General features: G+C 33.9%; 16 protein-coding genes and 2 pseudogenes. 7 read left to right on the top strand and 11 right to left on the bottom strand.

All coding sequences use genetic code 11. The annotated features are described in order from the left end of the window. The 6 genes and pseudogenes from mutL to wmk (DM84_RS00805) form a co-directional block, all read left to right on the top strand. Positions 1-1,117: pseudogene (mutL, locus tag DM84_RS00830) on the top strand (DNA mismatch repair endonuclease MutL); the annotation flags it as partial. 68 nt (positions 1,118-1,185) lie between these two features. Then, positions 1,186-2,124, top strand: coding sequence for a WO male-killing family protein Wmk (wmk, locus tag DM84_RS00825; protein ID WP_250777649.1), 939 nt, complete (start codon positions 1,186-1,188; stop codon positions 2,122-2,124). 169 nt (positions 2,125-2,293) lie between these two features. Continuing rightward, positions 2,294-2,968 carry a JAB domain-containing protein gene (locus DM84_RS00820; protein ID WP_250777646.1) on the top strand — a complete coding sequence of 225 codons (675 nt, stop codon included), beginning with the start codon at positions 2,294-2,296 and terminating at the stop codon, positions 2,966-2,968. Between the two features lie 170 nt (positions 2,969-3,138). Further along, positions 3,139-4,335, top strand: a complete 1,197-nt coding sequence (locus DM84_RS00815) for a hypothetical protein (RefSeq protein WP_250777643.1) — start codon at positions 3,139-3,141, stop codon at positions 4,333-4,335. Positions 4,336-4,421: 86 nt separating this feature from the next. After that, entirely contained in the window at positions 4,422-5,330 is a 909-nt protein-coding gene (gene wmk, locus DM84_RS00810; protein ID WP_250777640.1) for a WO male-killing family protein Wmk, read from the top strand. A gap of 46 nt (positions 5,331-5,376) precedes the next feature. Further along, positions 5,377-6,345, top strand: coding sequence for a WO male-killing family protein Wmk (wmk, locus tag DM84_RS00805; protein ID WP_250777652.1), 969 nt, complete (start codon positions 5,377-5,379; stop codon positions 6,343-6,345). Positions 6,346-6,441: 96 nt separating this feature from the next. Here the strand turns inward: wmk (DM84_RS00805) and DM84_RS00800 are convergent, their stop codons facing one another. Then, positions 6,442-7,371, bottom strand: a complete 930-nt coding sequence (locus DM84_RS00800) for a patatin-like phospholipase family protein (protein WP_250777637.1) — start codon at positions 7,369-7,371, stop codon at positions 6,442-6,444. On the opposite strand from DM84_RS00800, the gene DM84_RS00795 reads away from it, so the two are divergent. After that, on the top strand, positions 7,370-7,891 hold the full coding sequence (locus DM84_RS00795; RefSeq protein ID WP_250777635.1) for a phospholipase D family nuclease: 522 nt from the start codon (positions 7,370-7,372) through the stop codon (positions 7,889-7,891). The genes DM84_RS00800 and DM84_RS00795 overlap by 2 nt on opposite strands. On the opposite strand, the gene DM84_RS00790 is transcribed toward DM84_RS00795, so the two are convergent. From DM84_RS00790 to DM84_RS00745, 10 genes and pseudogenes are all read right to left on the bottom strand, one after another. After that, positions 7,892-8,101, bottom strand: a complete 210-nt coding sequence (locus tag DM84_RS00790; RefSeq protein WP_019236585.1) for a hypothetical protein — start codon at positions 8,099-8,101, stop codon at positions 7,892-7,894. It abuts the gene before it with no gap. 54 nt (positions 8,102-8,155) lie between these two features. Beyond that, entirely contained in the window at positions 8,156-8,692 is a 537-nt protein-coding gene (locus DM84_RS00785) for an ankyrin repeat domain-containing protein (protein ID WP_208571520.1), read from the bottom strand. Positions 8,693-8,704: 12 nt separating this feature from the next. After that, positions 8,705-9,466: a contractile injection system protein, VgrG/Pvc8 family gene (locus DM84_RS00780; protein WP_250777633.1), complete on the bottom strand. Its 762-nt coding sequence runs from the start codon at positions 9,464-9,466 to the stop codon at positions 8,705-8,707. A gap of 27 nt (positions 9,467-9,493) precedes the next feature. Further along, positions 9,494-9,655 carry a hypothetical protein gene (locus tag DM84_RS00775; protein ID WP_250777632.1) on the bottom strand — a complete coding sequence of 54 codons (162 nt, stop codon included), beginning with the start codon at positions 9,653-9,655 and terminating at the stop codon, positions 9,494-9,496. Next, positions 9,656-9,865: a tail protein X gene (locus DM84_RS00770; RefSeq protein WP_208571518.1), complete on the bottom strand. Its 210-nt coding sequence runs from the start codon at positions 9,863-9,865 to the stop codon at positions 9,656-9,658. Then, positions 9,862-10,209 carry a phage tail protein gene (locus DM84_RS00765; RefSeq protein ID WP_208571517.1) on the bottom strand — a complete coding sequence of 116 codons (348 nt, stop codon included), beginning with the start codon at positions 10,207-10,209 and terminating at the stop codon, positions 9,862-9,864. The genes DM84_RS00770 and DM84_RS00765 overlap by 4 nt, the downstream gene beginning before the upstream one ends. After that, entirely contained in the window at positions 10,209-12,527 is a 2,319-nt protein-coding gene (locus DM84_RS00760) for a phage tail tape measure protein (protein WP_250777630.1), read from the bottom strand. Before DM84_RS00760 ends, DM84_RS00765 begins: the two co-directional genes overlap by 1 nt. Before the next feature lie 109 nt (positions 12,528-12,636). Beyond that, positions 12,637-12,894, bottom strand: coding sequence for a phage tail assembly protein (locus tag DM84_RS00755; protein WP_250777628.1), 258 nt, complete (start codon positions 12,892-12,894; stop codon positions 12,637-12,639). A gap of 82 nt (positions 12,895-12,976) precedes the next feature. Continuing rightward, entirely contained in the window at positions 12,977-13,483 is a 507-nt protein-coding gene (locus tag DM84_RS00750; RefSeq protein WP_250777625.1) for a phage major tail tube protein, read from the bottom strand. 11 nt (positions 13,484-13,494) lie between these two features. Beyond that, positions 13,495-14,682, bottom strand: a pseudogene (locus tag DM84_RS00745) (phage tail sheath subtilisin-like domain-containing protein). Between the last annotated feature and the right edge of the window lie 132 nt (positions 14,683-14,814).

Raw genomic sequence — 14,814 nt, 5'->3', positions numbered from 1 at the left:
CATCTGTAAACCAACTATTAGTCGTGGCAATTCAACTCAGATCTATACGTTTGTTAATGGAAGGCCAATAAAAGATAATCTACTTATTGGTGCAATGAGATATGCGTATCACGATTTTATTCCAAACAATAGGTATCCTTTTGCAGTGTTGCATTTAGAAGTACCATATGACCAAGTAGATGTAAATGTGAATCCAAATAAATCGGAAGTAAGATTTCAGAATAAAAGGCTAATATATGAAATAGTGAGAAGAGGGATAATAAAAACACTATCAACGAGATTTGCAGCGGGTGATCAAGGTATTGAAGAGGAGCTAATTTTTAATGATAGTAAAAGCCAAGAGCAGGTTGATAGTCAAGAGAAAAAAGATCAAAAAGAGTTTTATGAAAAGAGACCAAGTCTTTTAGAAAATCGTCTAATGAAAGAATTCAATGCACCAGATGAAAGAAGGCAAAGCTTACCAGAAACGTTTAAATATGGAGAATCTCCACCCCAAAAGGGAACGATGGTTTTAGAAAGGAAGCAAATTGATTTAATAGAGAATTATCCTCTGGGATATGCACGCTGTCAGGTCTACAATACTTACATTATTGCTGAGGCTAAAGGCAAATTAATTATAGTAGACCAGCACGCAGCTCATGAGAGGTTGATCTATGAGTGCTTAAAACAAAAATCAAGCATAAAAAGGCAAAAGCTTCTTCTTCCTGAAATAGTCGAGATTAAAAACCAAGCAGGAATGGAGATGGTTGAAATGTATAAAGATAAGCTTTTCGAAATGGGTTTTGGTATTGAAATAGAATCAGAAGATAAAGTAAGGGTGAAAGAAATACCTGCAATTTTAGGAACAATAAATGTGAAAGAGATGGTGATGAATATAGTTGATAGATTAATGGAGATAGGAGATACGCTACCTATAGAAGAAAAAGTGAACAAGATACTAGCTACCATTGCGTGCCATGGGTGAATTAGAGCTGGAAGGGAAATGAAGTTGGAGGAGATGAATGAGTTGATGAGACAAATGGAGGAAACACCTTATGCTGGGCAATGCAATCACGGAAGACCAACGTATATAGAAATGAAACTAATTGATATAGAAAAATTGTTTGAAAGGAGATGAGTTCAGTTTGTCAAAAAGGTTCCCAATTAGGTATACGTGATAGCTCTTCTGGTTATGGAGTATAAAATGTGAAAAAAGAGAATAAATGCTCTAATTTTTTAGATTACAAAGTAATAGGACAGGAAGTAAGAAATCGTAGATTAGCAGAGGGATATACTCAAAAAGATTTAGCAAAAAAAATCGGAACAACATATCAGGTAATACTGCAATATGAAAAAGGAACACGCAGAATTTCAATTAAGAAGTTATATGAATTAGCAGAAGCATTATCAACAACTGCTAGAGACCTAGCTTGCGGGCAAGAAGTATCAAATGAGGAAAGGTATGAGGAAGAAGAGATATTAAATCTAGTAAGAAGACATAAAGAGATTAAGGATCAAGAATTACGCGAAACGTTTTATTTATTAACTAAATTCATCCGTATTAGTGAGGAAGAGAGTGGAAAGGCAGTAAAAGTAGAGGTGGCAAAGGGTTTAGTTAAGGAAGGAGTTTCTTCTCATGTTATCTCTCAAACGACCAGTTTATCTATTGATGAATATGATAATGATGAGAAAAAAATTTCCATTCCGTATAAAGTAGGTCAAAGAATAAAAGAATGGAGGTTGAGAAGAGGATACACTCAGGAAGATTTAGCAAGTAAAGTGGGTATAATAAATCAAAGAATATATGAATATGAACAAGGACGAGCTGCTGTTTCACTTGAAATGTTAGATGAAATGGCAAAGGTACTACTAATTAATATTACAGATCTGCTTCCAGAAACAACAGAAAATGAGAATAGTGGAGCAGAGCTATCAAGGTTAATAGAAGAATACAAAAAGATTAAAAGCCAAGAACTACGTAATGTACTAATAAAGTCTCTGCTTGAAAGCATACAAGTTTGCAAAGAGAAAGTAAAGAAAATAGAAAAGATGAAAATTGCAAAGAATTTAGTTAAGGAAGGAATTTCTATCAATATTATTTTAAAAACAGTGGGCATCTCTTTAGACGAAATTCAACAAATTTAAAATAAAAAATCAGTATCTATTAATATCTTTACTTTTTGATGAAAAAATAAGTAAAAAAGATTGAAAAATTGATTTGACTTCACTCAAAAGCTATGGCTTTATGCCAATGCTGACAAAAAACAGCAGTAAATATATAAAAACATTTTGTTATTAGTGAAGGGTAATTTTTATGAATAATAAGGAAAACAGTAAAGATCGTAGAGAAGAAATAGAATTCAGAGCATTAGAAAGCAACGGTAAAGCTCTACTTGATCGTGAAGTAATAGAAACGTTTCTAAGTGCAGTGCATGACAGGGAAGAAGCTCGAATTATTGCTAGAAAGCTAATAGATAGTTTTGGAATAGGAGGAGTTTTAGGCCAGGAAATAGATGACTTGAAAACTATAGAAGGGATAACTGACTCTACAGTAGCAGTAATTTTATGCCTAAAGGAAGCTGCAAAGAGAGTACCAAGAGAAGAGTTAAAGAAAGGACCTGTAATGGATAACTTGGAAACCATAGTAAAATATTTGAGGGTGAGTATTGGTTATTCAGAGGAGGAAAAGATGAAAATAATATATTTTGATCAAAAGTGCCGTTTAAAGGGGGAAGAAGTGTTCACTGGTACAGTGGATAAGGTACCTTTTTACATAAGAGAAGTAACAAGAAAGGCATTAATAAGAAAAGCGACGTCAATAATAATATCGCATAACCACCCAGAAGGAAGGTTAAAGCCATCTGATGAGGATGAAGCTGTAACTAAAGACTTGGCTAAAGCTTGTCAGACTATAGGGATTAGGTTGCTGGATCACATTATCATCACAAGTGTTGGGTATTTTAGCTTTAAAGAGCAAGGACTGTTATAAAGCAGATGTTTGAAGATTTTCATGAGTTGTTTAACTACTTGAATGAAGAAAGTATTTGCAATCACATTAATCATTGTTTATAATTAATGAGAAAGTATATATTGAATTAATAATAAAGTAATAAAGTTGGTTATAGACTTAGTAAAGTATATTTAATAGCGGAGGCTAATATGGTTAATAAAATAATTGTACCTTTTGATGATCAAGAAGGAGGTACTTACGAGTTAAACATTGATCTTGATAGATTATCAAAAGGTGAGGTGTTAAATGCTATTGTAGGAATTGGTCGTACTAAGGAGCAATCCACCTTTGTAAGCAAAATTAATAAGGCTAAAAAGCCTGAAGAAATAGCACCTTTCCCTGGTAGAGAAGTTCGCGAAAACAAAATCAACTATGGGAAAGGATTTGACTATGTTTATGGCACAAAACCTGTAAGTGATCAAGAAGATAAAAATCCATTTGCTTCAGCTTTGAAAAAAATAAAGCCAAGTGCAGAAAAGTTGAGCTGGTTTAAGAGTGCTGTGGTAAGAGCAAAAAGTCCAAATGAACTGCACAAGGTTGTAGACGAAGCACTAGCTGCTGGAGCAAGGCTAAATGCATGTAATGATGGAGAGTGGAGCCTCGCGGAATATGTGATACTGGGCACACATTTTCATAAATTTGATAAGGCTGATCGTAAAAAGCTAATACGTAAATTAATGCTAAACGGTGCAGAGTTTCATGATACTTTATTGGAGAATAAATTGATAGGTGAAATCTATAATGAGCTACAACCAGAAGTTCAGCCACATATAGATGAGAGACTAGAAGAACTAGAGAAAGCTGGCGAAAGTGCTGTGCAAGAAGGAGAATTAATAGATGTTGAAATAGATAATACAACATCGTATATAGAATTTTCTGGGGATAGCAAGGTAGAGGTAGCCAAAATACTGGAAGCAAAAAGAGAGCTAGGAAGTAATATTTTAAAAATTGGCAATGATGCAGTTGAGGTTAAAAGTGAGAAGGGAGGTATAAGAAACTATATCGATATGTCAGATGGAAGCTCTATTATATTAGAATTTCCTACAAGCATTGGTAAGCTAGATATTATATTGTACCACGATGTAAAAAAATATGATCAAGTACAAGTCAGAGTAGAAAATAAGGAAATGTGGTCTAAATTACAAGAAAGAGGCGAAGAAATAGGAAAAAATTGTCTTTTTGCTGGAGTAAAACTTAAAGAAGCAGTAGAAAAGGGAAGTTTTATGAGATGTGGCATATGGAATAGCAAGCAGCTTATGAAGGAGGTTGATAGCCCAAGTGAAAAATTGTCTTCATGGGTAGATAAAGTACGTGAAAATAGTAAAGAAACTTGTAGGGGGCTTTAATTCATTTATTTTAAGGTTCCAGAGTCTACCATTATATCTGGAGCCTTTGAGCTATAGTAGAAAATATTATATGTATGGTTCTTTGTATGGAAAAAAGTCTAGACTGTGAGGTAGGGCAAAAAGTGAAAAGTTGGAGGTTAGAGAGAGGGTATACTCAGAAGGATTTAGCGGAGAAGGTTGGTGTAAAGTGCTGGGCAATACTGCAATATGAAAAAGGGAGTCGTAAAATTCCAATTAAGAAATTATATGCTATAGCAGAAGCATTATCAGTAAATGTTAAAGGTCTAGTTTGTAGAGAAACACTACCAGATGAAAAAAGATATTTTGAAGATGAAGAAATATTAAATTTAGTAAAGGGTTATAAAGATAAAGAATTAAGCGAGGTATTTTATTTATTAACCAAATTTATTCGTTTGAGTGAGGAAAGAAGCAGAAAAGCGGTAAAAATAGAAGTAGCAAGGGGTTTGATGAAAGTAGGAGTTTCTGCTCATGTTATCTCTCGAACAACTAACTTATCTATTGGTGAGTATGAGGAGAACAAAATTCCGGTTCCATACAAAGTAGGGCAAAGGATAAAAGAGTGGAGATTGATACGAGGATATACACAAAAAGATTTAGCGAATAAAGTTGGCATAACAAATCAAGGAATATACGAGTATGAACAAGGGAGAGCTGCTGTCTCACTTGAAATGTTAGATGAAATAGCAAAGGTATTATCAATCAGTATCATAGATCTACTTCCCGAATCAGATGAGGATAGTGAAGCGGAAGAAAAGCTATCAAAGTTGATAGAAGAATACAAAAAGATTGAGAGTCGGGAATTACGCGATATGCTAATCAAGTCTTTATTTAAAGGTATACATGTTTGTAGAGAAAAGGTCAGAGAGGAAAAGAAGATTGAAGTTGCAAGGAATTTAGTGAAAGAAGGAATTTCTGTTGATATTATCTTGCAAACGACAGGCTTAACAAATTATATGATTGAGAAATTTTTGTGATTTCATAAAAACTTAGCCAATAGTGGATTTTTTTGTGATAGAATATATGTTTGCTTCTGTAGGAAAAACAGCTTTTAGAGGACTTATCTATGATAATTCAGAGCATATTGAGCTACGAGCTAGGGAAAAAATAGAAGGTTGTAGGATAGTACAAGGGTATACTCAGGCAAAATTAGCAAGAAAAATTGGTTTAACACATAAGGAAATACATAACTTTGAACTAGGGTGCAAGGCTATTACAATCAAAGAATCGTATATAATAGCAGGAGCATTGTCAGTCAATGTTATAGATCTACTTCCAGAACCAACAGTACTAAGAGAAAACAGTTGGTATGAAGATGAGGATAAAGAAATAGTCTATCTAACAAAAATACATAGAGAAATTAAGGATCAGGAATTACGCAAGAAGCTGTATCCATTAGTAAGGTTTGTATATATTAGCGAGAAAATTAGCCAAGAAGAAGCGAAAATAGAAGTAGCAAAGAATCTAGTGAAAGAAGGAGTTTCAGTTGATATTATTTCCCAAGTGACTCGCTTATCTACTTATGAATATGATGATATAGAGAAAGAAATTTGTACTGATTCTATACTCCACAAAGTGGGGAAAAGGATAAAAGAGCAGAGATTAATATGGGAATACACTCAGGAGGACTTGGCAAATAAAATCGGTTCAACACCTAAAGAAATACACGACTATGAACGAGGATATACAGACATTCCAATTGAAATATTATATAAGATAGCAAAGACATTATCAGTTAACATTAAAGCTCTTGGACTAACAGAATATGAAAATGAGCCAGTTTTTAGGTTTGTAGGTAAATGCGAAAAAATTGAGGATCAAGAATTACTGGATACGGTAGCCAGATCTTTATCTGAAGGAATGCAAACTGGTAAAGAAAAGGTTAAAAAAGCAGAGAAAATCAAGATTGCAAAAGATCTAGTTAAGGAAGGTGTTGCTATTGATATTATTGTGCGAGCAAGTGGCCTAACTGCTGATGAGTGTGAAAATTGAATTGTGTTAAACAATATATTAAGATATAAGTAAAAATAGTTATGTGTTTAATATATCTATTCTAAAAACTTGTTTAGCTTTTCAGAATTTGACGTATCAAGATATAACATCACAGAATTTCTCTATCGCTTTCTGATTGTCCTCTATCATTGCATTTGCCTCTTGCTGAAGAGATTTGATATTTTTTGATGTAATATTATCCATGTCAGGTGATGCTATTTTTAATTGCGATTGTATACGTATATATTTATCAGCTATAACTTGATTAAGTTGATAGTTTACTGCATCTAAACTTGAAGAAAACATCACATGTATTAGTGGTTTTATCCAGCCTATTTTTCCAAATCTCTTTGAATTGGCATACTCTATGCTTCTATCTGTTCTGCCAGTACCTACCGATAACAGTAGAATATCATCATTTGGAAATAACCTTTTACCACTAGCATAAGCACAAGCCGCTGGATTATTTGCAAAAACCCCTCCATCCACTAATACCATTTCCTTGTGGTTGATTTTAAGATATTTAGGTGCAAAGTAAGTAGGTGCTGCAGTTGCTGCTCTTAATACATCCCTTAATTTAATAAAATTTCTATCCTCTTTCCAGCTTTTGAAGAAAAATGGGCAGTTATTGTGAATATCGTAACTCGTAATCAACACATTACTTAAAGTGTTTTTAAAGACATCATTGCCAAAATATTTATGAAGTACATACTCAATATTTTTATGTGGGTATTGTGTACAGTTAAACCAAGATAATATTGATCGCCTGAAGAATGAAGACTTGAAAATATATGACCCGTATTTTTGGTAAAGCTCGACTAAATCATTGGCTGAATATTGAGGGTTTCCTTGTTTATCTTTTTTACATAATCCTGCTACAACAATTCCACCGGTTGAGGTTTCTGCCATTAAGTTAAAGATTTCAGCTATAGTTCTTCTTGTTCTTTTTTCTATTTCTGCTAATATTATGGCTGGTATTATGCCCCTTATGCCTCCTCCGTCAACTGAAAGGATATATTTAATCATGTTTAGATATTTAATGATTTTATTAACTTGTTCTCTTTTATCAGGTTGTGTTTCTTGTCCTAGTACTACTGTATGTTTCACTCCTAGAGAAAATTGCACCAACCTAATAATTGATTCCGTGGATCATGCTAAAAAATCCGTGTTGGTTCAGGCATACCAATTTACCTCAAAGCCTATTGCTGAATCCTTAGTTCAAGCTAAAAAGCGTGGAGTTGATGTCATGGTTATTCTCGACGAATCGCAAGTTAGCTCAAAGTATAGTGTTATTAATGAACTGTTTCATCAAAAAATCCCAATATACATAGACTATAAACCTGCAATTTCACACAGTAAAATTATGATTATTGATGAGCAAAAAATCATAACTGGATCTTTCAATTTCTCTGACGCCGCGCAGAAAAAAAACGCTGAGAATCTACTGATTATAACAGGAGACCCTACATTAGTTGAGCAATACATCGAAAACTGGAAGGATCGTAAATCTCAATCTGATCCTTATACACCAAAAGTAGAAGAGTAATTACTTAAAATCAGCTTTAAGCTCATCCAACTCCTCAGAAAGATTTTTCACCCTTTCCTCAAGTACTAACACTTTTTCCATTAAACCATATTCAATAAGTTTATCGTGAAATTGTACCCTTGAGTCTAGCTTGGATAACCACCATATAAATGCTACTGTTTGTATTAATAACGTGATAATTACTGTAATTGGGATTTTTTGATTTTGCATGTTTCTCCTAACTGTGTAATCTTTCAACTACTTCTTGTTTCCGGTTACGAAATATTACTGCTCAGATTCGTGTTCTTTTTCAGCATTATAGAGCAAGTGTATAATTTCATCGTATGGTTTATCTTTATTGTGCCGTGATCTTAGCACAGCTACATCTCTAGGGTTTTTCCCATCTGTGTCTCTAATGTTAGGATCTGCACCTTTATCTAATAAAAATCTAATTATCTTTAAATTGCCTTCATATGTAGCTGCATGTAAAGGTGTCCATCTTTCATATTTCGTAGCATTTATATCAACTCCTTTTTCTACTAAGAATTTTACAACCTCTGCACATCCTTCTTCTGCAGCATAATGTAGTGCTGTTAATTTAGGGATCTGCACATTAATGTCTAATAGATTTTCTACTGAGAATTTTACAACTTCTAAGTTACAATTTTGAGAGGCAGTTCGTAATATTGTTTTATAATTATCTGTAGCTTTTGCTTTCATGTAGCAATAGGTAATAACAACACATATTATCATTGTTATACACCACCAAAAATGTAGCTTATTTCTTGAGTCTCTATTCATATTCAATACTTTTTTCAACATTAAACATTTGTTTTACTGATTTTTTCTTAACGTTGATGCTGATAACATAGTGCGATAACCTGAACTATCTAACACATGTTCTGCTCTATCAATTACCCATTCACCGTCTATATCTTGATAAAACCCTAACAAGCTAAGTTTCGCCTCTGCAAATAGTTCTGGATTACCAGGCATAGTGATATCCAATACTGCATTATTTCGCTTTAGTTGTTTTAACTTAGCATTTGCTGCACTTAGTGCTGATTCTACATTAGAGTAAAGCGTTTGTATGGTATAACTTGGACTACCAGAGCCAACTGTTTCTGATATAGTTTCACCCTTTTCATAGCTATGCCATTTTGCAACCACTGAGTTGTACCTACTCACGGTAAAATGCACTTTCCAATTTATTGTGTCTTGAGGTCTAATAGCTGTTTTTCCTAAAGCTTTTCCAGTTGCCGACTTTGCTTTGCCTTTTGGAATAAAGAGTATATATCCGCCAGCTAGTTTTGCCATTGCTTCGCGTTCTATTGCTATTTTTGTTAGTAAACTTATATCACTTTCTTCTGTTTGGTTAATATGTGGAATCAACACATTTTCAAATTCTTCTGCAACTCTGCACCCATATCCGTGTTTTTCTGCTATTTCATTAACCAAGTTACCTAGAGTAATTTGATGCCATTCTTTAGATACTTTTTCCTTTAATGATAGTCTTAAATTTGTTGCATGAGCCTTTATTAGTAAGGTTTTAGGCGGACTCTGTACCGTAATTTCATTAATTGTATATACACCCATGGGCGTCACTCCGATTTCCCTATACCCTCAAGAAATATTCAATTCATTCGGGATATTTAAGTTTTCATCTCTGTAATCAACATACACTTCAACTACATCGTCTATTGTCCCAGATTCATCTGTGAGGCGCAATGATATAACTCTATCTTTAATTGATTCACATTTATCTATTATAAAATCTGGCTGCATTTATTCCCAGACCTTTAATTTTGACTTTTGTACTGTTTTCTTAATAGTAGAAAGCTTTATCTTTAATCCAGCAGGTAAAAAGCTTCCGTATTCTGCCAAACCTAAGTTCTCTGCTAGTACTAATTCCACTACTCCATCAGTAAATCCGTAATGTTTCCAGCAAATCAGATCTAGCATTTCTCCTTCTTTAGTTAAGTAATATATAGTCATCTATAGCTTTTCAAACTCAAACTAAATTCAACTTTTCTTGGAAATCCACAAGGGAGAAATGATGTTTGCTTTTCTTCTAATCTTGTAATCACAAACTGTCCCAAAACATTTCCCATGTTATCAACCAAAGTGTGAGGTTCTTCTGCTTCTTTTGCACTATTTAATTGACTTAAATTTCCAGGGTTATGAAGATAAGTTATTCCCTCTAAGTCTATATTTTCCACTCCTTGACCAATATTTTGTAGTGACGGCATTTTATTGATGCATTCAATTACACTCCAACGATTTTCTTTACTATACTTCAAACTTATCGGAGTAAATTTATATGGACCAAGAGATAACATCAGTAAAATGTCTCTACTGTATCAAATAAAACATCACGTGACTTTTCTCTTATCCTTTTTATTACTTCATCTGCAAGACCACGAACATCTTGATTTGGTGCTGCTTGTACACTTATGTTGAAATAATTATGTTGAGTTTGGTTAAAAGTTTTATTTTCATATTTGCTTTTTACGTACTCTTTTAGATTTTTCTCATCTACTACAGATTTCTTTTCTGCGATAGCATGTTTAATTTTAACATTATTCCAGCTATTTTTAGAAATTTCTTTCATCACATTATTATTTGATAAAGGATTCCCATTATTAAAAACACTATTTTTAGAAAGTACATTGCTAGCTTCTCCATCAACTAACGAAATAACAGTTTTTCTCTTTTCAAATTCCTTTACTGGACTATTTTTTGACACTTTTCCAAATATGCTACTAACTGTATTTTTCATCCATGAAAAGGCTTCTCCTATAGGTTTAATGAGTGATTTTATGTATTCCAAAAAGCTAGAAAAAAAGTCTTTCACCTTTTGCCAGTTAGTCACAACAAGAGCTGCACCAGTAACAAGACTTGCTATTAAAAATCCAATCGGGTTACTCATTACAGCGAGTGTTACTGCTCTTAGTCCTGTTATTACTGCAGGAAAAACTGTAGCTGATAAAAATGAAAATGTTGCAATTATTTTTGCTCTTAAACCGAGAACTGTACTTGCTAAAAAAGTAAACCCATAACCTAAGCCCACTACTAAGATTTTCAAACTTATTAAAGCTGCTATAGTTCCCATGATTGCTGTAGTTAAGGTTGGATATTTTTCTGCAAATAAGGCTATGCTCCTAGTTTTTTCTTGTAAAAATTCAGCTATAAATTTTAAAGTAGGCAGCATCACCGAGCCCAGGTTCATACCAACTTCAGCTATTGCATTTCGAAGGAGTCTTAATTTATTGGCTGTAGTGTCTGCACGATTTTTGAATTCTTTTTGCAGAGAGCTTCCATACTTTTCTGTATTAGCCAATAACTTTATTGCATCCTCATACTTATTAAAACTTCCAGCTAATAATGCAATATCATCTTGATATTCCTGACCAAAAAGTTTCATAAGGATTGTAGAACGTTCCTGATTATCCATTTTCTTTAGAGTTTGAAAAAAGTAAAGTAGTGCTTTTTCCCCATTTTCACTTATCCTTTGTACCATTTCTTCTGCGGCTATGCCCATTTCTTCTAGTGCTTCCTTAAATTCTTTTCCTTGACCTTCAGCAGTTTGAAGTTTTGAAAGTAGTGCATTTATAGCAGTTGCAGCTTTTGCTGGTTGTTTGCCCAAACTAATGAAAGCATTTACTAAGCTACTTGTTTGTTCAAACTTTAATCCAAACTGCTTTGCAGTACCACCAACTATTGCTAGAGCTTCAACCATATCTTTTGCTTTAACAGCAGTGTTATCTGACAAGTGGTTGATCACATTACCAACGTGTTCCATTTCACTAACATTAATTCCATAAACGTTAGAAAGTTTAGCTATAGAATCTCCTGCTTGTTCTGCAGACATATCAAATGCTGTAGACATTTTTGCCACTGTTTCTGTAAAATTAAAAAGGTCTTCTTTCTTGATACCAAGCTGTCCACCGCTTGCAGCTATTTGTGCTAATTCTGCGGCTGATAATGGTATTGTTCTTGACATTTCCTTTAACCCTTTGGCAAATTTAGTTGCTTCATTCGTTCCCTTTTTAAAATCAACTACTTTTGTAACATCAGCCATAGCACTTTCAAAATCAATAGCAACTTTAACTGGCGCTGCAAGCGTTAGTCCAAGCCCAATAGTCTCTATAATTTTTGACTTAAAATGTGCTTTGCTTGCTAAAAAACTTTGGTGACTACGTATTGCAGATCCAAGCTTACCATACTTGCCTTTCAGCGCTTCAATGGACGAGCCAAGTTTATATTGGTCGCTTACTAATGACTTAATATTTCTTCCACTTTTTCTTACTTCTTCATTAAATGAATGCAAAGCATCTCTCTTTTTCAAATATGCTTCTTTTGCTTTTATTGCAGAGGTTTTGGCCTTGTCAAATTCTGCTTTTAAAGTTTTGCTCGGTTTCTCTATTGCCTTCATTTGTTTAGCTAAAGATTTTACTTGATCTTCAAAGCCTTTCCATGACCTCTTGCTAGTCAAAACATCATGACCTAACTGCTTAAACTTTGATACTGATTTTAAAGATAAGTCAAGCTTTCTTATATTCTCACCAAGATGAGTAAGTTGACTGCTACTTCCTTTTATTACAGTACTGAAACTGCCATCTAGGACTGCTCCAATTTTTATAGATAACGTTGACATTGTACCTTCCTCGCTGCTTCATGCCATAGAATAAATTCATTAATTTCCATATCAAGCAAAGGCTCAATTCCACTACCAATAATAGAACTGAGCTCGATTACTTCTGACCTCAAGTCCTTTGAATAACTGGTGAAAAAAAATCCTTTAATACCTCTTGCACTTTCACATAATCAGCAATATCTAACTCTTCAATCGCTTCTTTTGCAACTGATGTCAAATTGGCAGTCAAAGTTACTTCCTTACTTAGATCACTACCATTAAGTCTCTCAATAGCTAGATAATCTCTAACTTTTGGACGTCTAACGGTAAGTTCTGAGACAGAAATACCATCAACTGTTATTGGGTTGTTTAGTGTTATAGTTTGCATAAAATTCTCCTATAAAAAATAAAATCTTGTAAAATGTTGTAACTATTTGATCAACATCTAAAAAATAGAATTCTAAAAATCTTCATATTCCAAGCACCGTTTGAAGTAGTGCCATCTGATCAACACCATTTATCTTTTTAATCATATTTTCAGCATCGATTTCTATTAACTCATTACCACCTATAGTAAGTTTATAGTAATGAGCAGCTACAGTACACTTCAGCGTTGCTTTTTCAGCAGGTTTCCAGTTACCAAAATCAAACTCTTTAAAAATGCCTCTTAAATTGATTATTACTGCTTCAATATCATTACTACCACTCCCTTGCATTCCACCTCTGAGTGTCAAAGAAACTGAATTCCCATTTATTAGACCAAATAGCCTAAAGAGTTCTGTATCATATTCAGAAAAAGTGAAATCTGCTTCAAGCTTTTCCATGCCCATATCAATATTTATTGGAATATCCATACCACCAGCTCTGTACTCTTCGGTTTTTATGGTAAGCTTCGGCAAGGTTATTTCATCTATTTTTCCTGCATAACCCCGGCCATCAACAAATACGTTAAAATTTCTCAGTATTTTCGGTAACACTTTACTTTCTCCTAACTTATTACACTATTATTTACAAGATGAGACCTGAATATTATTTGCTCAGCCGGATATGGTGGTGTAAATTCGAAATCAAAATATACTTTCCCGCTTGCAATATTTGTTGGTGTATTGAGCTCTGGAGTTGCATAACATTTTCCGCTAATAATCGCTCCTTGTACTTTTAAATTGGCCAAATAAGAATTCACCCCCTCAATCACATCATCTATATAAGTTTTGGTGATATTGCGATCAACTGCCCATAAATGAGCTCGAAGTAGACTATCATTGATTAAATCTGCAGTCCTTCTAACTGACAGAAAAGCCCATTTTGAGTCATTTGAACATGTTCTATTTCCCCAAAGCCTATAGCCGTTTTGATGAATTATCGTTGTTACTTCATTTTCATTTAAGTGGTTTGCTCTGCAATTTGTATTACCGAGCGTAAAATCAATAGGCCTGCTTGTTCCAACAATACCATTTATCTCTTTATTTGAAGGTGAATGCCAGAAGCCTTGTTCGCTGTCTATTTTAGCTATTAAACCAGCTACAAATGGACTCGATGGCAAGATTTTTTCTTTTCCTTCAATAAATAACTTAATCCATGGGTCAACTACGTAAACTCTTGAGCTGCCTACACTTTTTCTCCATTTTATTGCTTCTTCATCATTAGTATTTGGTCCGTCTGCAACAATAATTGCTCTTAATTTTTCTGCTATGGAAATTAAAGCACTCACTACTGGATTTACTCCATCTATTTCAGGTAACTGATGAGTAAACTGAGGTGCAATTAATATTCTTGGAGCAACATGAACTATACTTTCACTACTGAGGAATGCCTCTATCCCTTGATATTCTCCAGTCTCTTTATCAACTCCACCGATTATACTTTGAATAGTTTCACTTTCTTTGAGCTTTGGATCGCTGTTTTCACTTTCTTTAACTCAAATAACTACTACTGTTGCACCAATCTGGGAAAATATTCCATTTATTGCAGAAGGTAAACTGCCACTCTTTCCGAGCTTTGCTGCTTCCTTTAAGCTTCCTGCAACTAACACTGGTTTATTTAGCGGAAATTTTTGCTCATCTGCTTCAGGTGCAGTACCAATTACACCTATCACTGATGATTTAGCTGTACGTACTGTCTTTGCTCCTGAGGTTACCTCAATAACATTTACGCCATGTAAAAATTCTTCAGTCATTTCTTTGTATTTTTTTCCTGAAATCATCTAGCAAAGTCTGTAGCTCATTTTCACTTTTGGCTTCTTCAATCTTTCTTTTGGCTAAATCTTCAAGCTCTTCACATTTAATTATTGCTTTTACTGCTTTTTTCA

The sequence above is a fragment of the Wolbachia pipientis genome (genome assembly GCF_023661085.1).
Taxonomy (GTDB): Bacteria; Pseudomonadota; Alphaproteobacteria; order Rickettsiales; family Anaplasmataceae; genus Wolbachia.
Note: the sequence above shows the minus strand (reverse complement) of the source record. Positions and strands in the feature narration are given on the sequence as shown.